This window comes from Streptomyces sp. NBC_00354, assembly GCF_036106915.1.
GTDB lineage: Bacteria > Actinomycetota > Actinomycetes > Streptomycetales > Streptomycetaceae > Streptomyces.
In genome coordinates this window covers 5,593,827-5,615,106 of record NZ_CP107983.1, presented here as the reverse complement: position 1 = coordinate 5,615,106, position 21,280 = coordinate 5,593,827, and the positions used below count along the sequence as shown (strand labels likewise).

Annotated in this window: 16 protein-coding genes; 3 read left to right on the top strand and 13 right to left on the bottom strand. The window is 71.9% G+C overall.

Going from position 1 to position 21,280, the window contains the following annotated elements; translation table 11 throughout:
- The first annotated feature begins 68 nt into the window (after positions 1 to 68).
- Positions 69 to 1,154: a M48 family metallopeptidase gene (locus tag OHT74_RS25665; protein WP_266667119.1), complete on the top strand. Its 1,086-nt coding sequence runs from the start codon at positions 69 to 71 to the stop codon at positions 1,152 to 1,154.
- On the opposite strand, the gene OHT74_RS25660 is transcribed toward OHT74_RS25665, so the two are convergent.
- From OHT74_RS25660 to OHT74_RS25630, 7 genes are all read right to left on the bottom strand, one after another.
- The gene (locus OHT74_RS25660) at positions 1,138 to 2,286 is read right to left on the bottom strand and encodes an SCO2583 family membrane protein (RefSeq protein WP_328621516.1); all 1,149 of its coding nucleotides are present in this window, start codon (positions 2,284 to 2,286) and stop codon (positions 1,138 to 1,140) included. The genes OHT74_RS25665 and OHT74_RS25660 overlap by 17 nt on opposite strands.
- Before the next feature lie 68 nt (positions 2,287 to 2,354).
- Positions 2,355 to 2,903, bottom strand: a complete 549-nt coding sequence (locus tag OHT74_RS25655) for an SCO2584 family spore wall biosynthesis protein (protein WP_266667115.1) — start codon at positions 2,901 to 2,903, stop codon at positions 2,355 to 2,357.
- 77 nt (positions 2,904 to 2,980) lie between these two features.
- Positions 2,981 to 4,258, bottom strand: coding sequence for a glutamate-5-semialdehyde dehydrogenase (locus tag OHT74_RS25650; protein ID WP_328621515.1), 1,278 nt, complete (start codon positions 4,256 to 4,258; stop codon positions 2,981 to 2,983).
- Positions 4,259 to 4,493: 235 nt separating this feature from the next.
- On the bottom strand, positions 4,494 to 4,913 hold the full coding sequence (locus OHT74_RS25645; RefSeq protein WP_443047543.1) for a hypothetical protein: 420 nt from the start codon (positions 4,911 to 4,913) through the stop codon (positions 4,494 to 4,496).
- Between the two features lie 61 nt (positions 4,914 to 4,974).
- Positions 4,975 to 6,102, bottom strand: a complete 1,128-nt coding sequence (gene proB, locus OHT74_RS25640; protein ID WP_328621514.1) for a glutamate 5-kinase — start codon at positions 6,100 to 6,102, stop codon at positions 4,975 to 4,977.
- Positions 6,103 to 6,191: 89 nt separating this feature from the next.
- Positions 6,192 to 6,614, bottom strand: a complete 423-nt coding sequence (locus tag OHT74_RS25635; protein ID WP_266667107.1) for a GtrA family protein — start codon at positions 6,612 to 6,614, stop codon at positions 6,192 to 6,194.
- Between the two features lie 3 nt (positions 6,615 to 6,617).
- A complete protein-coding gene (locus OHT74_RS25630) occupies positions 6,618 to 7,646 on the bottom strand; it encodes a glycosyltransferase family 2 protein (protein WP_266994431.1) in 1,029 nt (342 codons plus the stop codon).
- Positions 7,647 to 7,804: 158 nt separating this feature from the next.
- On the opposite strand from OHT74_RS25630, the gene OHT74_RS25625 reads away from it, so the two are divergent.
- The gene (locus OHT74_RS25625) at positions 7,805 to 10,693 is read left to right on the top strand and encodes a bifunctional glycosyltransferase/CDP-glycerol:glycerophosphate glycerophosphotransferase (protein WP_328621513.1); all 2,889 of its coding nucleotides are present in this window, start codon (positions 7,805 to 7,807) and stop codon (positions 10,691 to 10,693) included.
- The gene (locus tag OHT74_RS25620) at positions 10,690 to 11,883 is read left to right on the top strand and encodes a glycosyltransferase (RefSeq protein WP_266667101.1); all 1,194 of its coding nucleotides are present in this window, start codon (positions 10,690 to 10,692) and stop codon (positions 11,881 to 11,883) included. Before OHT74_RS25625 ends, OHT74_RS25620 begins: the two co-directional genes overlap by 4 nt.
- A 113-nt stretch (positions 11,884 to 11,996) precedes the next feature.
- Here OHT74_RS25620 and galE read toward each other — a convergent pair whose 3' ends face one another.
- The 6 genes from galE to OHT74_RS25590 all read right to left on the bottom strand — a co-directional run bounded on the left by galE (position 11,997) and on the right by OHT74_RS25590 (position 21,262).
- Positions 11,997 to 12,998, bottom strand: a complete 1,002-nt coding sequence (gene galE, locus OHT74_RS25615) for a UDP-glucose 4-epimerase GalE (protein ID WP_266667099.1) — start codon at positions 12,996 to 12,998, stop codon at positions 11,997 to 11,999.
- Between the two features lie 78 nt (positions 12,999 to 13,076).
- The gene (locus OHT74_RS25610; protein ID WP_328621512.1) at positions 13,077 to 14,696 is read right to left on the bottom strand and encodes a glycosyltransferase family 2 protein; all 1,620 of its coding nucleotides are present in this window, start codon (positions 14,694 to 14,696) and stop codon (positions 13,077 to 13,079) included.
- A gap of 77 nt (positions 14,697 to 14,773) precedes the next feature.
- A complete protein-coding gene (gene obgE, locus OHT74_RS25605) occupies positions 14,774 to 16,219 on the bottom strand; it encodes a GTPase ObgE (RefSeq protein WP_266994436.1) in 1,446 nt (481 codons plus the stop codon).
- 177 nt (positions 16,220 to 16,396) lie between these two features.
- Positions 16,397 to 16,651 carry a 50S ribosomal protein L27 gene (gene rpmA, locus OHT74_RS25600; RefSeq protein WP_030840805.1) on the bottom strand — a complete coding sequence of 85 codons (255 nt, stop codon included), beginning with the start codon at positions 16,649 to 16,651 and terminating at the stop codon, positions 16,397 to 16,399.
- A 13-nt stretch (positions 16,652 to 16,664) separates the two neighbouring features.
- Positions 16,665 to 16,985: a 50S ribosomal protein L21 gene (rplU, locus tag OHT74_RS25595; protein ID WP_030159347.1), complete on the bottom strand. Its 321-nt coding sequence runs from the start codon at positions 16,983 to 16,985 to the stop codon at positions 16,665 to 16,667.
- A gap of 269 nt (positions 16,986 to 17,254) precedes the next feature.
- Complete coding sequence (locus OHT74_RS25590) at positions 17,255 to 21,262, bottom strand: Rne/Rng family ribonuclease (RefSeq protein WP_328621511.1); 4,008 nt, start codon at positions 21,260 to 21,262, stop codon at positions 17,255 to 17,257.
- Positions 21,263 to 21,280: the final 18 nt, after the last annotated feature.

Sequence of the window (21,280 nt, the reverse complement as noted above, 5' to 3'; positions counted from 1 at the left end):
TCACGCCGACTCAGGCGTTGGAGAGGATAGACGCAGAAGCGCACAGGCCGATCAAGGGGGAGGGCGTTATGACGGAGACCGGGTTCGAGAAGGTACCGGCGCGGGACCGCAGGAGGTTTCCCGGAATTTCCTCGCGCGCGTACGAGCACCCGGCTGACCGCTCGGCGCTGGTGGCGCTGCGCAAGCTGAGCGGGTTCGACACCGTGTTCAAGGCCCTGAGCGGGCTGCTTCCGGAGCGGAGCCTGCGCCTGCTCTTCCTGTCGGAATCCGTCCGGGTGGGCGAGACGCAGTTCCCGCACCTGTACGAGATGCTGCGCGACGCCTGTTACATCCTGGACCTGGAGAGGGTCCCGCAGATGTACGTGCAGCAGGACCCGAAGCCGAACGCGATGTGCATCGGGCTGGACGAGCCGATCATCGTGGTGACGACGGGCCTGGTCGAGCTGCTCGACGAGGAGGAGATGCGGGCGGTCGTGGGCCACGAGGTGGGCCATGCGCTGTCGGGGCACGCGGTGTACCGCACGATCCTGCTGTTCCTGACGGGTCTGGCGCTGAAGGTGGCGTGGATCCCGCTGGGCAATGTGGCGATCATGGCGATCGTGACCGCGCTGCGGGAGTGGTTCCGCAAGTCGGAGCTGTCCGCGGACCGGGCGGGGCTGCTGGTCGGGCAGGACGTGAACGCGTCGATGCGGGGCCTGATGAAGATCGCGGGCGGCAACCACCTCCACGAGATGAACGTGGACTCCTTCCTGGCCCAGGCCGAGGAGTACGAGTCGAGCGGCGATCTGCGCGACTCGGTGCTGAAGATCCTCAATGTGCTGCCGCGGACGCATCCCTTCACCACCGTGCGGGCGGCCGAGCTGAAGAAGTGGTCGCAGAACCGGGACTACCAGCGGATCATGGACGGCCACTACCCGCGGCGGGACGAGGACAAGGACACCTCGGTCACGGACTCCTTCCGGGAGTCGGCCTCGCACTACGCGGACGCCGTGCGCAGCAGCAAGGACCCGCTGTTCAAGCTGGTCGGCGACATCGCGGGCGGCGCGGCCGACGTCGGCGGCAAGCTGCGCGACAAGTTCACGGGCGCGGCCGGCGGCGCCGGTACGGGCTCGGGCGCCGAGAACAAGGGCGGCCCCGCTACGGAGCAGGGCTGACGGGGGCGGTCCCGGCGGCCGTGGGCGGCGCCAGTACCCCGCACAGCCCGGCGGTGCGCCGCGGGGTGCCGCTGGTGTACGGGTCGCTCGCGGCCGGGCCGACCGTGGTGGGTCCCGCCCCGGCCAGGACCGGACGGAAGCCTTCGGCGGGATCGGTGGAGCAGTCCTGTGGACCGGCCATCACGTAGGCCGAGACGAGCTCCGCCCGCCGGGCCGCCAGGTCTTCCCGGTCGAAGCGCAGCCGCAGCTCGCGCCGGACGGTGAAGAGCGAGGCTCCGTCGGCCGCGGCCGGGGATCCGGTGGCGGGGCGCACGGCGTACACGAAGGTGTGGTCGCCGGTCACCTCGAGCACGTCCGCGGAGACCTCCTCGAAGGCGAGGGCTCCGCTCACCCGGACCCGGGTGTCGGCGACGACGGCCGTGCCCGGGTCGAAGCGGACCAGCCAGCCGGTGGAGGCGTGCCGCCCGTCGCCGGAGGGCGAGGTCATGCTGCGGTCGAACTGCGCCAGCTGGTCGGGGTCGAGCAGGACGCGCACGGGCCGGGTGGCGGCGCCGGCCAGGACGTCGGGGTCCAGCGAAGACTGCACCAGGTAGTCCTTGGCGATCGACAGGGCGGTGACGACCTGCCCCTCGGTGAAGTGGTGGGTGCGGCGCACGGCCGGCAGGGTGATCCCGGCCGCCCCGACGCGGTACTCGGCCGCCGGGCTCTTCGCGTACAGGTCGACGGGCCGCCCGCCGGGCACGGCGGTGCTCGGCGCGAGGGGCACGACCGTACTGCTCAGCGGATCGGTCCGACCGGTGGACGGGGGTACGGCCGGGTTGCTCAGGCCCATGTAGACGGCCGCGGCGAAGGCCACGGCGATGAGCAGCACCAGCAGCATGCCCTGGCGGGCTCCCCGGCCGGGCGTGCTGGTCCGGGGCCGGGAGGAGCCGCCGCCGGACCAGACGGACCGGCTGCGGACGGCCCGCGCATGCTCGCCCATCCGCTCCTGGGCGGAGAACTCCTGGAGCCGGGCAGCCCGGACGAAGTCCTCGTCGAACACGACCGATCGGTACTCGTCCGACCGGAACTCCTCGTCGCCCCCGCCGATGCCCTCGGGGGTGCCGTCGGGTGGATCTCCTGGCACGGCCATTGCTTCTCCCCGCTGTCCCCGCTTCAGAGAAGCCCCCAGCTCCGGCGAACGCGAGTGGGGTCGTACCTTCAGGGTTGGCGGCCGACGGGGTACATAAACGCTCCGGCGCCGCTGACTTCCGTCAGCGGGGTGCTGGCGGGCGCGGGAGCGTGGTCCGCGTCGCTCGAGGCGCTGCGGTAGACGGCGCTGAAGGCGAGGGCGACCATGCCGAGGCCCATCACGAAGGCGAGCACCCAGGCGACCGGGCGCAGCCAGGGCGAGCGGCCCCGGTAGGGGCGCAGGGCGCCGCCGTAGGCCCCGTACGGGCCTTCCGCGTAGCCGGCGCCGTGTTCCCAGCCGGGTTCGTCGATGCCGTACCCGTCGGGGCGGCCGTAGCCGTAGCCGTCGTAGTCGTCGTCGGAGGTCCAGCCGCCGGCGACGGCGCGGGCGGCTTCCGCCTCCGCGCGCGCCCGGTCGGCGGCCCGCTGGCGCTCTGCGGCGCTCGGTTCATGAATCTCGGCGTTCCGGACGAAGTCCTCGTCGAACACCACGGAGGCGAAGTCGTGATCCGCGCCTCCGCGGTCGTCGTTGTCGGGCTCCCCGTCGTCCGGGAACTTGCCCCCCACGTCGTCCGGCACAGCAACAGCCTAGACCTGGGGGGCTGCTTTGGGCAGGGTGTGCGCCGAAATCCGGCCACCCGGCGTTCGAGGTCCGACTACCGAACGTGACCGTCGCCCGTGACGATGTACTTGGTGGAGGTGAGCTCCGGGAGGCCCATCGGGCCGCGGGCGTGCAGTTTCTGCGTGGAGATCCCGATCTCGGCGCCGAAGCCGAACTGGCCACCGTCGGTGAACCGGGTGGAGGCATTTACGGCGACCGTGGTCGAGTCGACCAGCTGGGTGAAGCGGCGGGCGGCGGCCTGCGAGGTGGTGACGATCGCCTCGGTGTGGCCGGAGGTCCAGCGGCGGATGTGGGCGACGGCGTCGTCGAGGGAGTCCACGACGCCGGCGGCGATGTCGTAGGAGAGGTACTCGGCGGCCCAGTCCTCGTCGGTGGCGGGGAGCGCGGTGGCCTTGGAGTTCTCGGCGGCCGCGAGGACACGGGCGTCGCCGTGGACGGTGACGCCGGCGTCGGCGAGGGCGTCGAGGGCGCGCGGCAGGAAGGCGTCGGCGATGTCGCGGTGGACGAGGAGCGTCTCGGCGGAGTTGCAGACGGACGGCCGCTGCGCCTTGGAGTTGATGAGGATGTCCACGGCCATGTCGAGGTCGGCCTGGGCGTCCACGTAGACGTGGCAGTTGCCGGTACCGGTCTCGATGACCGGGACGATGGACTCCTCGACGACGGTCTTGATGAGGGAGGCGCCGCCGCGCGGGATGAGGACGTCGACGAGGCCGCGGGCGCGCATCAGCTCGCGGACGGAGTCGCGGGACTCGCCGGGGACCAGCTGGATCGCGTCGGCGGGCAGGCCTGCGCTCTCGACGGCGTCGCGCAGGATGGCGACGAGGGCGGTGTTGGAGGCGTAGGCGGAGGAGCTGCCGCGCAGCAGGACCGCGTTGCCGGACTTGAGGCAGAGGGCGGCGGCGTCGACGGTGACGTTGGGGCGGGCCTCGTAGATGATGCCGACGACGCCGAGCGGGACGCGGATCTGGCGCAGGTCGATCCCGTTGGGGAGGGTCGAGCCGCGGACGACCTCGCCGACGGGGTCGGGGAGGGCGGCGACGTCGCGCACGTCGGAGGCGATGGCGCGGACGCGCTCGGGGGTGAGCGTGAGGCGGTCGATGACGGTCTCGCTGGTGCCGGCGGCGCGCGCCTTGTCGGTGTCGACGGCGTTGGCGGTGACGATCTCGGCCGTACGGGCCTCCAGGGCGTCCGCGATGGCCAGCAGCGCGGTGTCCTTGGCGGACCGCGGGAGGGGGGCGATGGCCGCGGCGGCGGTGCGGGCCGCTTGCGCGGTGGCGATCACGGGCGAGACGGGGGCGTCGAGCGAGGTCATGCCGCCCAGGGTAGTCCCCGGCCCCGCCCCGGCCGACGGGGTTCCATCCCGCGAGATGCCCTTGTTCGATGCACTGGCCGGGGTGCGGCTTGTGGGCCCTGCGGGGCTCGTCCCCTACCCGCCCTTCCACCGTTCCCCGGGCTCCGCCCCGGACCCCGGAAGACCCGGGGCTCCGCCCCGGATCCCGCGCCTCAAACGCCGACGGGGCTGGATGGTGCCGGTGGGCCGGATGCGGCTAGTACGGGTGGACACCCACCGGGTGCGCGGGAGGTGGGCCGTAGCCCTCCGCCACTCGGAGGTGGTACGTCGCGCGGTCGATGACCTCCAGGCCGACGATCTCCCACGGCGGGAGCTGCGCCGAGGAGCGGTGTTCGCCCCACAGGCGCAGGGCGACGGCCGCGGCGTCGTGAAGGTCTCGGGCCTCCTCCCAGTACCGGATCTCCGCATGGTCGTCGGCGTACCGGCTGGTGAGGAGGAACGGGTGGTCGTGCGCCAGCTGTTCCAGCCCGCGTCGGACCTCCGACAGCGGCGCCGGCCTGCCCGAGACGCTCAGGGTGACGTGCCAGAGGCGGGAGGCTTCGTCCTGCTCGCCGTCCCCGCCGCCGCTGATGCTGGTCAGCGCTCGTCTCACCAGCCCGCCTCCTGTCTGCGCCATGCCTGTCCGCCCCTCACAGTTGACCAGTCCCCGGCCCGCCGCGCGGCGGTTTTACCGAACCTCAGCCCTGCAGCAGGACCAGATCGTCGCGGTGTACGACCTCGCGCTCGTACTCCGGGCCGAGTTCCTTCGCAAGCTCCCGGGTGGAGCGGCCGAGGAGCTGCGGGAGTTCCTTGGCGTCGAAGTTGACCAGCCCGCGGGCCACGGCGCGGCCGTCGGGCGCGCGCAGTTCCACCGGGTCGCCGGCGACGAACTCTCCCTCGACGGCTGCGATCCCGGCGGGCAGCAGGGAGCTGCCGCGCTCGGTCACCGCGCGTACGGCGCCCTCGTCCAGGACCAGGTGCCCCTGTGGGGTCGAGGCGTGCTGGAGCCACAGCAGCCGGTCCGCCGAGCGGCGGCCGGTGGCGTGGAAGTGCGTACCGGTAGGCCGCCCGGCCAGGGCGTCCGCGGCCTGGCTCGCCGAGGTGAGGACGACCGGGATGCCGGCCGCCGCCGCGATCCGCGCCGCCTCGACCTTGGTGACCATGCCCCCGGTGCCCACGCCCGCCTTGCCGGCGCTGCCGATGGAGACGTGCGCGATGTCCTCGGGGCCGTGCACCTCGTCGATGCGGGTGGTGCCGGGCAGTGACGGGTCGCCGTCGTACAGGCCGTCCACGTCGGACAGGAGAACGAGGAGGTCGGCGCGGACCAGGTGGGCGACGAGGGCCGCGAGCCGGTCGTTGTCGCCGAAGCGGATCTCGTCCGTGGCGACGGTGTCGTTCTCGTTGACCACCGGCAGGGCGCCCATGGCCAGGAGCTGGTCCAAGGTCCGGTACGCGTTGCGGTAGTGGGCGCGCCGGCTGGTGTCGTCGCTGGTCAGCAGCACCTGGCCGACGCGGACTCCGTACCGGGCGAAGGAGGCGGTGTACCGGGCGACCAGCAGCCCCTGCCCGACGCTGGCGGCGGCCTGCTGCCGGGCCAGGTCCGTGGGGCGTCGGCGCAGGCCGAGCGGGGAGAGTCCGGCGGCGATGGCTCCGCTGGAGACGAGGACGATCTCCTTCTCGCCGCCGCTGCGGGCCTTGGCCAGTACGTCGACCAGGGCGTCCACCCGATCGGCGTCGAGTCCGCCGGCCGCGGTGGTCAAGGAGGAGGAACCGACCTTGACCACGATCCTGCGGGCGTCCACGACACTTTGCCTAGCCGCTGACACGTCTGTCCCCTTGCCCCTTGCCGGTACGTCTGCCACCTCAATCTACGGGGTGCCCCGGAGCGGCCGCTCAGGGGTTTCAGACGGTGGACTCAGCCCGCGGACCCGCTGCGGGCCGGCTCCGGGTTCTCGGCCGCGGCTGCCGCGCCCGGGACCAGGATCTTGCGGGACAGCAGGTACGTGAACGGGATCGCCACGACGGCGGCGACGAGCGGGGCGATCCGGGTGTCGAGCCCGGCCCAGGTCACCAGGGCGTAGAGCCCGGCGGACTGGATCACGTAGTTCGTGACGTTCGTCAGGGGGAAGAGGAGGAACTTCTTCCAGGTGGGCTTGGTCCGGTAGGTGAAGTAGGTGTTCATGAAGAACGAGCCGACCATCGCCAGCAGGAAGGCGAGGGTGTAGGCGAGGAAGTACGGCATCCACGGGTGCAGGAGCAGGTAGATGGCGAAGAAGGTGCCGGTGTTGACCGCGCCGACGAGGCCGAAGCGGAGGATCTGGCCCAGCTGGGTTCGCATGGTTCAGCGCACCTCGCGCTCGGCGGAGACCGTGAGGCGCGCGGCGGACAGGCCGCCGCGTTCGCGTTCCGGCTGGACCCGGGTGGTGTCGGGCCGGGCCTGCGCGTCCGCGCCGTGCGCCTCCTTGACCAGGAAGTGCGGGCGGCGCTTGGTCTCGTAGTAGATGCGGCCGATGTACTCGCCGATCAGACCCAGCATGATCATCTGAACGCCGCCGATGCCGACGATGATCGCCACGAGGGTGACGTAACCGGGTGCGTCGACCCCGTGGGTCATGGCCATGACCGCGATGTACACGGCGTACAGGGCGGTCAGCGCCACCAGGGACACGCCGGCCCAGATGCCGATGCGCAGCGGCCGGTTGTTGAAGGAGATCAGCCCGTCCATGGCGTAGTTCAGCAGGGAGCCGAACTTCCACTTCGTCTCGCCGGCCTCGCGCTGGGCGTTGCGGTAGTCGAAGTGGACGGTGTCGAAGCCGATCCAGGAGAAGAGGCCCTTGGAGAAGCGGTTGTACTCCGGCAGCGACAGCAGCGCGTCCACGGCCGGCCGGGACAGCAGACGGAAGTCCCCGACGCCGTCGGTGAGCTCCACGTCCACCCAGCGGTTGACGCCCCGGTAGTAGAGGCGGCTGAGCGCGGAGCGGACCTTCTTGTCGCCCTCGCGGGTGCGGCGGGCGATGATCTGGTCGTGGCCCTGCCGGTAGTAGTCGAGCATGGTGGCGATGAGCTCCGGCGGGTGCTGGAGATCGGCGTCCATGATCACGACGGCGTCGCCGGTGGCCTCGCGCAGACCGGCGAGCATGCCGGCCTCCTTGCCGAAGTTGCGGCTGAAGGAGACGTACCGGGTGCGGTCACCGTGTTCGGCGGCGATCTTGCGGAGCTTGGCGAGGGTCCCGTCGCGGCTGCCGTCGTCGACGTAGCAGACCTCGTACTCGACGGGCAGGGAGTCCAGGACCCTGCGGATCTCCACGTCGAAGCTGTCGATCACGGCTTCTTCGTTGTAGCAAGGGACGACTACGGACAGCTTCGTCATGAACACTTCCTGCTGGGTCCGAACGGGTGATTGCCGGCGACCGGACCCGCCGCACACCTCTTCCTTAGAAGTATGCACGTCGAGGGTCGGCCTGCCGGATCCGAGCGCGGCACAGGGTAGCTTTGACGGGTTAAGCGGAATGGAACGAAGGGATCGAGGTGCACGTGCCTGACGTCTCCGTGGTCGTCATCGTCTACAACGACGCAGAGCGTCTGCCGACAGCAGTCCAGTCGGTTTTGGACCAGACCCTGCACGGGGTCGAAGTCGTGATCGTCGACGACTGCAGCAAGGACCGGTCGTACGCGATCGCCCAGGAGCTCGAAGCTGCGCACCCGGGGAGGGTGCGCGCCTTCCGGCTGCCCGAGAACAGCGGAGGCTGCGGCGCCCCGCGCAACCATGGCATCCAGCAGGCCACCGGCACGTACGTCATGTTCCTGGACAGTGACGACGTGCTGGAGCGAAACGCCTGCCGGAACATGCTGGCCGCGGCCGAGCGGACCGGCTCCGACCTGGTCTCCGGCATGTGCGTGCGCGTGCACCTCGACAACCGGTGGGGCAAGACCACCGAGTGGTACCCCTGGATCTACTCCCGCACCCGCACGCTGGAGTCGATCACCGAGGACCCCGACCTGCTGGTCTACGACACGCTCTCCACGAACAAGTGCTACCGGCGCGCGTTCCTGCTGGAGCAGGGCCTGGAGTTCCCGGTCGGCATCCACTACGAGGACCTGCTGTTCTCCGCGCAGGCCTACGTCGCCGCCCGCCGCATCACGCTGATCCCGAACCACGTCTACTACTGGAACGTGGTCGAGAAGGCCTCGGCGAAATCGATCAGCAACCGGCGCCACGAGATCGCGAACTTCGTCCACCGGATGGAGATCCACCGCCGCGTCGACGAGCTGCTGGCCGCCAAGGGCCACACGGACATCAAGTCCGCGAAGGACGCCAAGTTCCTCAAGCACGACCTGGTGCTGCACCTGCGCGACCTGCCCCTGCTGGGCGATGCGTACCGCCAGGAGTTCGCCCGCCTCGCCAACGGCTACCTGGCCGGCATCGACCCGGCGGCGTACGAGCACGTCACGTACCTCCAGGCGATCTGCGCCTACCTGCTGGGCAAGGAGGACTGGGACAACCTGCTCCCGGCCGCCGACGCCATGACCAACAAGGGCCGGCTGTCCTCGCCGCTCGCGGAGCGCGACGGGCGCGTCTACTGGTGCGCGCAGCACATCGACGACCCCGACGGCGCCGAGGCCGCCGAGGCCCGCCGGATACTGGACGTCACCGAGCAGGGCTTCCACACCACCCCGCTCACCTCCCTCGCGCTGGGCAACCGGCTCACCTCGTACGAGGACGACGGGCGCGGCACCGTCACGCTCTCGGGCGCCGTGGTGAACCCGCTGGGCCGGATCAGCCCGGAAGCGGAACTGGGGGCCACGCTGGAGTTCCGGGCCCGCCGGCAGATCGGCGTGCGCTCTTTCAGCTTCCCGGTGGCAACCGTGCGCCACGCCGGTGACACGATCGAGTGGACCGCCACGGCCGACATCGCCGGCACCGTCCGCCCCCTCGGCATCATCGACGCCGTCTGGGACGTCCGACTGAAGCTGACCGCCGGCGGCGAGCGCCTCACCACCCGCGTCTCCGTCGGCGGAGTCGACATGGAGTCGGCGGCCCGCCTGCGCGTGCGCCCGCGGCTGACCCGGCTGGTCTCCGACCGCTTCGAGCCGGAGGTGACCAAGAAGGGGAACCTCTCCTACGTCCTGACCGCCGAGGGCGCCGCCGCCGTCCGCACCCAGACGCTGATCGGCAGCGCGATGCACGGCAAGGCCGCCGGCGTGGTCAAGCGGGGCCTGCGCAAGGCCCTGCGGGCCCGCCGCAACCTCGGCTCGGGCGAGCAGAAGGTGAAGGTCTACCACGAGGTCTTCTCGAAGCTGCCCATCAAGAAGGGCACGGTCGTCTTCGAGAGCCACATGGGCAAGCAGTACAGCGACAGCCCGAAGGCGATCTACGAGGAGATGGTCCGCCAGGGCGTCCCGTTCGAGGCGATCTGGTCGTACGCGGGCGGCAAGCCCACCGGCTTCCCCAAGGAGGCCACCCTGGTGCGCCGCTGGAGCTGGCCGTACCTGCGCGCGCTGGCGCAGGCCGAGTTCTGGGTCGACAACCAGGGCTTCCCCCTCGCCCTGACCAAGCGCGAGGGAACCACGTACATCCAGACCTGGCACGGCTCCGCGCTCAAGCGCATGGGCTTCCACGAGCCCCGCACCAAGGCGCAGGGCAAGGCCGGCCAGGACCGCTTCCAGGCGGCCGTCAACCGCTTCGACCACTTCCTGATCCGCTCCGAGCACGACACCCGCACCCTCGCCAAGGGCTTCCGGCTGCGCGACGAGGTGCTGCTGCGCACGGGCTACCCGCGCAACGACGCCCTGGTCGAGGCGCAGCGGGCCGAGGCGCAGAGCGGGGAGCGGGTGCGCGGGCCGCTCGCCGCCGAGCTGGGCATCGACCCCGGGAAGAAGGTGCTGCTGTACGCGCCGACCTTCCGGGCGAACGCGGACGGCGCGGTGGAGGGCTTCGAGTTCCCCTTCGACGTGGAGGAGTTCGCCGAGCGGCTCGGCGACCGTTTCACGCTGCTGGTGCGCACCCACTACCTCAACAGCGTCTCGCTGCCGCCGTCGGTCGCGGGCCGGGTCGTCGACGTGTCCCGGCACCACGACATCACCCCGCTGCTGGCGCTCGCCGACGGGCTGATCACCGACTACTCGTCCGTGATGTTCGACTATTCGGTGCTGGACCGGCCGATGCTGTTCTTCGCGTACGACTACGAGAAGTACGCGACCGACATCCGCGGCACGTACTTCGACCTGAAGGAGAAGGCCCCCGGCCCGGTGGTGGCCACGGCCGACGAACTCCTCCAGGCCCTCGCCGCCTTCGACGAGGCGGACGCCAAGTACGCGGAGGCGCGGCAGCGCTTCCTCACCGAGTTCGGCGAGTACGACCGCGGGGACGCGGCCCGCCAGATCGTCGAGAAGTTCTTCACCAGGAGCGGCAAGTGAGCCAGCAGACCGCCGAGTCCGGCGCGCGCGACGAACAGTCTGGCAGCCGTGACGTCTTCATCGTGTCCAACAGCGTCGACGAGCTCGGCGGCGTGACGACCTGGTCGCACCAGATGGCCCGGCTGTTCACCGACCGCGGTCACCGGGTGCACATCGTCGGCATCGCCCCGGTCGCCGAGGAGATCCGGCAGAAGCTGCCGCAGGACCTGCCGTACGCGATGACCACCCTGTACGACGCCCACCCGCCGAAGGCCCGCCGCCTGCGCGGGATCAAGGGCCGGCTGAACGCCCCCGAGCGGCGCCGCCAGGCGGCCCGGCGGGCGAAGATGCGGGCCAAGGCGGAGACGCTGAACGAGCTGTTCCGTGCGGCCCGCCCCGGGGCCGTCGTGATCGTCACGCAGGTCTGGGCGATGGAGTGGGTGGCGCTCGCCGACACCAAGGGGCTCGGCGTCATCGGCATGAGCCACGAGTCGTTCGAGGCCAGCCAGAAGTCCACCCGCGGCGAGCGGGTCCGCCGGTACTACCCCGAGGTCGACCGGCTGCTGGTGCTGACCCCCGAGGACGCGGACCTGTGGATCCGGGCCGGCATGGAGAACGTGGGCAGCATGCCGAACCCGCTGCCGTTCATGCCGGACTCCCCCGCCCCCCGCACGGAGAAGGTCGTCGCCAGCGTCGGCCGCCTCGCCTTCGAGAAGGGCGTGGACCTGCTGCTCGACGCGTGGGCGGAAGCCGCCCCGCAGCACCCCGACTGGGTCCTGCGGATCTACGGAGCGGGCGTGGAGGAGCCGGCGCTGCAGGCGCACGCGACCGCACTGGGGCTGGAGACCTCCGTCCAGTGGATGGGCAGCACCGACGACGTGCTGGGCGCGCTGCGCGGGGCCTCGGTCTTCGCGCAGGCCTCGCGGGCCGAGGGCTTCCCGATCACCCTGCTGGAGGCGATGGCGACGGGCCTGCCCGTCGCCGCCTTCGACTGCGCGCCGGGCGTACGGGAGATCGTCGAGCACGGCGAGGACGGGCTGCTGGCCCGGCTGGGCAACACGATGGAGCTGGCCGGGCACCTCGACGTGCTGATGTCGGACCGCGAGCTGCGCGACCGGCTCGGCGACAACGCCTTCCGCAGTGTGCAGCGCTACTCCAGCGCCGAGATCACCGACCGCTGGGAAGAGCTCTTCACGTTCTTGGAGCGCTGAGCCTTGGAGCGCTGAGCCCTGGAGCGCTGAGCCCGCGTACGCAGCACGAAGCCGCCCGCCCCGGAACGCATCCGGGGCGGGCGGCTTCGCGTCGTTCGCTGCGGCGTGCGGGCTCAGCGCGCGACGTGCGGCAGTTCGCCCTTGCGGTTGGCCTCCCAGCCCGCCCAGGCCGAGGTGATCATCTCGCGGACATCGTGCTTGGCCTTCCAGCCCAGCTCCGCGGCGATCTTGTCGGCCGAGGCCACGACCTTCGCCGGGTCACCGGGGCGCCGCGGGACGACGACGGGCTCGTAGGTGTGCCCGGTGCCCTCGTTCAGCAGCTGCGCCATCTCCCGTACGGAGACGCCCTCGCCGCGGCCGATGTTGACGGTGAGGTCCTTGTAGTCCCCGGTCGCGCCCCACTCGACGAGCTTGCGGGCCGCCACCACGTGGGCCTCGGCGAGGTCCTCGACGTGGATGTAGTCGCGGATGCAGGTGCCGTCCGGGGTCGCGTAGTCGTCGCCGAAGATACGGGCGCCCTCACCCTTGTCGAAGCGCTCGAAGACCATCGGGACCAGGTTGTAGACCCCGGTGTCCGCGAGCTCGGGGGCGGCCGCGCCCGCCACGTTGAAGTAGCGCAGGCAGGCGGTGGAGATGCCGTGCGCCTTGCCCGCCGCGCGGACCAGCCACTCACCGGCCAGCTTCGTCTCGCCGTACGGGCTCAGCGGCGCGCACGGGGTCTCCTCCGTGACGAGCTCCACGTCGGGCATGCCGTACACGGAGGCGGAGGAGGAGAACAGGAAGTTGCGGACGCCGGCCGCGGCCACCGCGCCCAGCAGGACCTGAAGGCCCTCCACGTTCTCGTGGTAGTAGAACAGCGGCTTCTCGACGGACTCGCCGACCTGCTTCTTGCCCGCCAGGTGCACCACACCGGTGATCTTGTAGCGCCGGAGGGTCTCGTCCAGGTTCAGCCGGTCCAGGACCGAGCCGATCACCAGCGGGACGCCCTCCGGGACGCGGTCCTCGTTGCCCGTGGAGAGGTCGTCGAAGACGACGACCTTCTCACCTGCGGCGAGCATCGCGCGGACGACGTGGGAGCCGATGTAGCCGGCGCCACCAGTGATCAGAAAAGTCATGCGTATCTCCCTGGGGTCCCCGGACCGGTCCGGGGTCCTGTCCGAAATCTCGGGCGACCTTGCGATCGCCGCCTGTCTTCACTCCGATCCGCGGCCTGCCCGGGCCCGGTGGAGACGGTTGCGTACGAGGCTCAGCGCGCCCGCGGCACCCGGCGCGAGCCGCAGGGCCAGCGAGCCTCCACCCGTGCGGAACGGCTGCGCCAGCAGAACACCGTACCTGCTGCTGGGCAGCGCCCGGCGGTGGAGGAGGTCGTCGAGGGGGCGCGGGGAGGTGACCAGGGAGCTCCCGTCGGCGAACTCCACGCCCACCTGGACGCCCCACGCCTGCATGCCGCGGCGACCCTGGCGGCGCCCGGCGGCGGCCACGCCGGTGAGCCGGAACGGCAGCGCGGCGGTCCAGCCGTCACCGTCGGCGGCGGGGCGCAGCTCCACGGGCCGGTCGAGGACGGGCTCCCCGCCCGAGCGCGGTACGAAGCGCAGCCGGGCGGTGCGGGGTCCGGCCTCGGCGAGGCGCCCGTACAGGTCGCGCACCCGGATCCGGAGCCGGCCCGCGCCGACCGGTTCGGCGTCGATGCTGACGGGCAGATCGGCGACCGGCAGCCCGGCCAGCCCGTCCAGGACCACCGGGAGCTCCTCGCTCCACACGGGCAGCCCGCCCGGGCCGGTCGCGTACGGGGGCAGCAGCCGCGGCGGCTCGGCGGCGAAGCGGGTGAGCCGCTCCACGTCGGCGGGCGGGGCCGGGGTCGCCAGCAGCAGCCGGACGATCCAGCGGGCGTGCGCCCCGGCGGCCTCGATCGCGGCCTCGTCGAACCCGGCGAGGTAGTCGCGGGTCAGCGTCCACCAGGCGGCCTGGTACTCGGGGTCCTTGCCGAGCTCGCGCAGGTACATGCGCAGGTCGTACTCCAGGAACTTCACCTGGCAGGCGAGGCCCAGCTGCGGGGAGGAGCCGGTGATGATCCGGCAGGCCGTGCGGTGGGCCTCGATCCGGGAGCGCCAGTTGCCGACGTCCTTGCGGTCCAGGGAGATCGACACCTGGGCGGCACTGCGGCGCACGTGCCAGACGTAGACGAGGTCGCCGATGACGGCGATGCGGGGCGCGGCGGCCAGCACGCGCGCGGTGAAGACGAAGTCCTCGTAGACGAACCGGCCGTCGGGAAAGCGGATCGCATGCTTTTCCAGGAAGGACCGGTCGTACAGCTTGTTGACGCAGAGGGTGTCGCGGACCAGCTCGGGCCGGTCCGCGGGCCGCTCGATCACATCGCCCGCGGTGTACAGCCCGGGCATCCAGGGCACGTCGTGGTACTGCGGCAGCTCACGGCGTACGCACGCGCCGACGGTCACCGGCGCGCGGTGCTCCTCGGCGGCCCGTACGAGGGCGTCGGCCGCCCCCGGGGGCAGGACGTCGTCGCTGTCGAGGAAGAGGACGTACGGCGAGGTCGCACGCGCGATCCCGTCGTTGCGCGGGGTACCGCATCCGCCGCTGTTCTCCGTGCGGTGCACGACCTCGAGGCGGGGATGGGCGGCGGCCAGCTCGTCGAGCACCCGCGCGGTGCCGTCGGACGAGGCGTCGTTCACGGCGATCACCTCGGCGACCACCGGGCCCTGGGCGAGAGCCGAAGCCACGGCCTCGCCCACGAGCACGGCGTCGTTGTACGCGATCACCACGACGGAAACGCTGGGAGTGTTGGTGCTGCTCACCCAGTGGATCCTAGGCGACCGGGGTAAACATCACTTCAACTCCGCCGTCCGGGGCACAAAAACGGCAAACCAGCAGATCAGAAGGGCCGGAATTCGTCGTACTCCTGCTGCACCGAGTCCCCGCGCTTGGCTTCCTTCTCCTTGCGGCGGGTGGTGGCCGGACGCGGAGCCTCCAGGCGGTGGTCCTCACCGCGGCGGCCCAGCATCTCGGCGCCGGCCATCATGGTCGGCTCCCAGTCGAAGACGACCGCGTTCTCGTCGGAGCCGATGGCGACGCCGTCACCGGCACGGGCACCGGCCTTCTTCAGCGCGTCCTCGACACCGAGGCGGTTGAGGCGGTCGGCCAGGTAGCCCACGGCCTCGTCGTTGTTGAAGTCGGTCTGGCGGACCCAGCGCTCCGGCTTCTCGCCGCGCACCTTGTAGACGTCCTCGACCTCGTCGTAGGTGATGGTGAACCCGGAGTCGTCCACGGCCTTCGGGCGGATGACGATACGGGTCGCCTCCTCCTTCGGCTTGCGGGCGCGGGCCTTGGCGATGACCTCGGCGAGGAAGTAGGAGAGCTCCTTGAGGCCCGTACGGGCGACCGCCGAGACCTCGAAGACCTTGTAGCCGCGCGCCTCCAGGTCGGGGCGGACCATGTCGGCGAGCTCTTGGCCGTCCGGGATGTCGACCTTGTTCAGGACGACGAGGCGCGGGCGCTTCTCCAGGCCGCCGCCATAGAGCTTGAGCTCCTCCTCGATGACGTCGAGGTCGGCGATCGGGTCACGGTCGGACTCCAGGGTGGCGGTGTCCAGCACGTGCACGAGCACCGAGCAGCGCTCGACGTGGCGCAGGAACTCAAGGCCGAGGCCCTTGCCCTGGCTGGCGCCGGGGATCAGGCCCGGGACATCGGCGATCGTGTAGACCGTCGAGCCCGCGGTGACGACGCCCAGGTTCGGGACGAGGGTGGTGAAGGGGTAGTCCGCGATCTTCGGCTTGGCAGAGGAGAGCACCGAGATCAGCGAGGACTTGCCGGCGCTCGGGAAGCCGACCAGCGCCACGTCGGCGACGGTCTTGAGCTCCAGAACGATGTCGCCGGCGGTGCCGGGGACGCCGAGGAGCGCGAAGCCGGGGGCCTTGCGGCGGGCGGAGGACAGCGCGGCGTTGCCGAGGCCGCCGCGGCCGCCCTGGCCCGCGATGAAGGTGGTGCCCTGGCCGACCAGGTCGGCGAGGACGTTGCCCTCCTTGTCGAGGACGACGGTGCCGTCCGGCACGGGCAGGATCAGGTCCTGGCCGTCCTTGCCGGAGCGGTTGTCGCCGGCGCCGGGCTGGCCGTTGGTGGCCTTGCGGTGCGGGCTGTGGTGGTAGTCCAGCAGGGTGGTGATCGCCTGCTCCACCACCAGGATGACGTCGCCGCCACGGCCGCCGTTGCCGCCGTCGGGGCCGCCGAGCGGCTTGAACTTCTCCCGGTGAACGGAGGCGCAGCCGTGGCCCCCGTTACCCGCGGCGACATGCAGCTCGACGCGGTCCACGAAGGTGGTCATGGTTGTTCCTCCAGATACATACGGGAATGTCCCGGGCAGGCCTTGCTGCCCATTAAACGTGCCTAAGCGTTCCTATGTGCCAACGCGCCGAGGGCGGACCTCTCTTCCCGGCTTGCGCCGGAAAGAGTTGAGATCCGCCCTCGGGAAGTTACGTACCGCTGATCAGCAGAAGCTGGATCAGGCGGCCGGAACGATGTTGACGACCTTGCGGCCACGGTGCGTGCCGAACTGGACCGAACCGGCCTGCAGCGCGAACAGCGTGTCGTCGCCACCACGACCGACACCCGAACCCGGGTGGAAGTGGGTGCCGCGCTGGCGGACGAGGATCTCACCAGCGGAAACGACCTGACCGCCGAAGCGCTTCACGCCGAGCCGCTGGGCATTGGAGTCGCGCCCGTTCCGGGTGGACGATGCGCCCTTCTTGTGTGCCATGTCTCAGTCCCTCTTACTTCGCAGCCGTGGGGATACCGGTGACCTTGATCGCCGTGTACTGCTGGCGGTGACCCTGGCGACGGCGGTAGCCGGTCTTGTTCTTGTAGCGCAGGATGTCGATCTTGGCGCCCTTGTGGTGGTCCACGATCTCGGCCTGGACCTTGATCCCGGCCAGCACCCACGGGTCGCTGGTCACGGCGTCGCCGTCGACAACGAGCAGGGTCGAGAGCTCGACCGTGTCGCCAACCTTGGCAGTGGAAATCTTGTCAACCTCAACGATGTCACCAACAGCAACCTTGTGCTGGCGACCACCGCTGCGCACGATGGCGTACACGCGGATCTCTCTCTCACTCGGGACGGATGCTCCTGAAGCCAGCCGCTCAGACGGGCCTGGGGCCCGTACGGATCCGGATTGGACGAGCGGCCTCTCCTGCGGGCGGTGCCCGGCCGGAGGAAGGTGCTCAGGAGCGCGACGCGCACTAGACGTAAACCATCTAGGACATGCCGACGGTCTAGGTTACGGGGCCGGTTCCGGAGGGTCAAACCGGGCCCCGTGCGGCCGTGGGCCCCGCCTCTCGGCGGGGCCCACGGCCGTGCAGCGGATCAGGCTTCGGTCGGAGCCGAGACGGACGGCTGCGACTGCTGCTCGGCCGCCGCGGTCTTCTTCGTCGCCCGCTTCGCCACGGTCTTCTTGGCCGTCGCCTTCTTCGCGACGGTCTTCTTGGCGGCCGTCGCCTTCTTGGCGGCGGTGGCCTTCTTCGCCGGGGCCTTCTTGGCGGCCGTCTTGCGGACCGCCTTCTTGGCCGCCGGGGCGGCCTCCTCGGCCTCTGCGGCCTCCGCTGCCTCGGCCGGGGCCGGGGCGGCCTCGGGCTCGGCGGCGGGGGTCTCGACGACCAGTACGGCAGCCTCCGCCGCGCCTGCCGGGGAACCGGCGGGTGCGGTGGCCTTACGGGTGGCACGCCGACGCGGACGGGCCGGTGCGGCCTCCGCCACGGGGGCCTCCTCGACCGGCGCCTCGGCGACGGGCTCGGGCTCCGCCTCCACGACGGGCTCGGGGGCGGCCTCGACGACCGGCTCGGGCTCCGGGGCGGCCTCGGCCGCAGCCGGGGCACCCGCCGGGGCGGTGGCCTTACGGGTGGCACGGCGACGCGTGCGGCCCTTGGGCGCGGCCTCGACCGTCCCGTCGGCCTCCACGGCCTCGGCGACGACCTCGGAGACCGGCTCGAGCACCGTGTCGGCCGCCTCGGTCACCGGCTCGGCCACCGGCTCCGCCACCGGGGCGGCGACGGGCTCGGCCTCGGCCACGGGGGCCGGAGCCGGGACGGCCGGAGCCGCCTGGGCTGCCGCACCGCGCGGGGCACCCGCCGGAGCGGTCGCCTTGCGGGTGGCACGGCGGCGGTTGCGACGGCCGCTCAGGCCGGCCGCGGCCTCCGCCTCCGCCGGGCTGCCGTAGAGCTCCTCGTCCGCGACGAACGCCGGCTCGGGCAGCGCCACCGGCGCCGCGAGCTCGGCGGCCACCTCGGCCTCGGTCTCGGCTTCGAGCGCCTCGTGCTCGACGGTCGCAGCGCCCTCGATCTCGTGGTCGTGCTCGTGGCCGCGGCCGCCGCGGCGCTTCGCGCGCTTGCCGTTGCCACCGCCGCCGATCGCGGTCGGCGTCTCCATGTGCACGATCACACCGCGCCCGTTGCAGTGGACACAGGTCTCGGAGAAGGACTCCAGCAGGCCCTGGCCCACCCGCTTGCGGGTCATCTGGACCAGACCCAGCGAGGTCACCTCGGCGACCTGGTGCTTCGTACGGTCGCGGCCCAGGCACTCCAGCATGCGCCGCAGGACCAGGTCGCGGTTCGACTCCAGGACCATGTCGATGAAGTCGATGACGACGATGCCGCCGAGGTCGCGCAGCCGCAGCTGGCGCACGATCTCCTCGGCCGCCTCCAGGTTGTTCCTGGTGACGGTCTCTTCGAGGTTGCCGCCCTGACCGGTGAACTTGCCGGTGTTGACGTCGATGACGATCATCGCCTCGGTCTTGTCGATCACGAGGGAACCGCCCGAGGGCAGCCACACCTTGCGGTCGAGCGCCTTGGCGAGCTGCTCGTCGATCCGGTACGTCGCGAAGACGTCCACCTCGGAGGTCCAGCGCGACAGCCGGTCGGCCAGGTCCGGGGCCACGTGGTTCACGTAGCCGTGGATGGTCTCCCAGGCGCTGTCACCGCTGACGATGACCTTCGAGAAGTCCTCGTTGAAGATGTCGCGCACGACGCGGACGGTCATGTCCGGCTCGCCGTACAGGAGGCTCGGCGAAGAGGTCGAGATCTGCTTCGACTTCTTCTGGATGTCCTCCCACTGGGCCTGCAGACGCTCGACGTCGCGGCGCAGCTCGTCCTCGCTCGCACCCTCGGCGGCGGTGCGCACGATGACGCCCGCGTCCTCGGGGACGATCTTCTTGAGGATGGTCTTCAGGCGCGCGCGCTCGGTGTCGGGCAGCTTGCGGCTGATACCGGTCATCGAGCCCTCGGGCACGTAGACCAGGTAGCGGCCGGGCAGCGAGACCTGGCTGGTCAGGCGGGCGCCCTTGTGGCCGATCGGGTCCTTGGTGACCTGCACCAGGACCGACTGGCCGGACTTGAGGGCGGACTCGATGCGGCGCGGCCCGTTGGCCATGCCGAGCGCTTCGAAGTTGACCTCGCCGGCGTACAGGACGGCGTTGCGGCCCTTGCCGATGTCGATGAAGGCGGCCTCCATCGACGGCAGCACGTTCTGGACCTTGCCCAGGTAGACGTTGCCGACGTACGAGGTGGCTTCTTCCTTGTTGACGTAGTGCTCGACGAGCACGTTGTCCTCGAGGACGCCGATCTGGGTGCGCTCGCCGGCCTGGCGGACGACCATCACGCGCTCGACGGCCTCACGGCGGGCCAGGAACTCGGCCTCGGTGATGATCGGCACGCGGCGGCGGCCCTGCTCGCGGCCCTCGCGGCGGCGCTGCTTCTTCGCCTCCAGACGGGTCGAGCCCTTGATGGACTGCACCTCGTCGGACGGCTCGGCCTTCTCGCGCGCCGGGCGCGGCTCGCGGACCTTGACGACGGTGCGTACGCCGTCGTCCTCGCCCGCTTCACCCTCGGCCGTGGCGTCGGAGGGCTCACCGCTGCGGCGGCGACGGCGACGGCGGCGACGGCTGGAGCTGGAGCCCAGGGCGCCGGTCTCCTCGTCCTCTTCGGCCTCTTCCTCTTCCGCCTCCTGCTCGGCGGCCTCCTCGGCCTCGTCCTCGGCGGACTCGTCCAGGTCGGCGGCCTCGCCGCGGCGACGGCGACGGCCGCCACGACGGCGACGGCGGGACGGGCGCTCGCCCGTCTCGTCGCCCTCTTCGAACTCGGCGGCCTCTTCGTCGAGCTCGGCGGCCTCGGCCTCGTCCTCGACACGCTCCACGTCGGCCAGCGACACCGGCGCGGATTCGGCGGCCGGGGCGGCCTCGACCGCACCGCGGCCACGGCGGCGGCGACGGCCGGCCGGCTGCGGGGCGGGGGCCTGGACGGCTTCGGCCTCGGCCTCGAGCTCGTCCTCCTCCTCGACCTCTTCCGCCTCGCCGGCTGCGGCGGCGGCCGCGGCGGCCATGGCGGCGGTCTCCGGGGTCTGGAACATCGGCTCGGCGAAGACCGGAGCCTGGAACACGGCCACGGCGGGGCGCGCGGCGCGGCGGCCACGAGCCGGAGCGGCGGGCTCCTCCTCGGCGGCGGGCTCCACCGGAGCGGCCTGGGCGGCCGGAGCGGCGGACGCTGCGGAGCGGGTGGCGCGGCGGCGGCCGCCGCGCTTCGGGGAGTCCACGGCGTCGGCGACGGTGACGGTGGCCTTGGGAGCGGCCTCCTCCACGACGGCCTCGGCGGCGGGCGCCTCGGGAGCGGCGACGGCGCGGGTGGCACGGCGGCGGGCACGCGGCGCGGGAGCCGCAGCCTCCTCGGCAACCGGAGCGGCCGGGGCGGCCGGGGCGGCAGCCTCTACGACGACCTCGGCAGCGGCCGGAGCCTCCGGAGCGGCCACGGCGCGGGTGGCACGGCGGCGGGCACGCGGCGCGGGAGCCGCAGCCTCCTCGACAACCGGAGCGACGGGGGCGGCAGCCTCCACGACGGCCTCGGCAGCAGCCGGAGCCTCCGGAGCGGCCACAGCGCGGGTCGCACGACGACGGGCACGCGGCGCGGGAGCCGCAGCCTCCTCGACAACCGGAGCAGCGGGGGCGGCAGCCTCCACGACGGCCTCGGCAGCAGCCGGAGCCTCCGGAGCGGCCACGGCACGGGTCGCACGGCGACGAGCGCGCGGCGCGGGAGCAGCGGCCTCCTCGGCGGCCGGGGCGACCTCGGCGGCAGGGGTCTCGGTGGCGGCCACGGCGCGGGTCGCGCGGCGGCGGGTACGGGCCGGTGCGGCGGCCGGAGCGGCCTCCTCGACGGCGGCGGCGGGGGCGGCCGGAGCGGCCTCGGTCACCTCGGCGGCCGGGGTGGCGGTCGCGCCGGGCGGGCCGGCGGGCCGCGACGCGGCACGGCGACGCCTGCGCGGAGGCAGGTTGTCGCTCGGGCTGCCGCTGTCGGCGCCACCGGTGGTGTTGTTGGTTTCGTTGTTGAGCATGCGGGCGGTTCTCCCGTC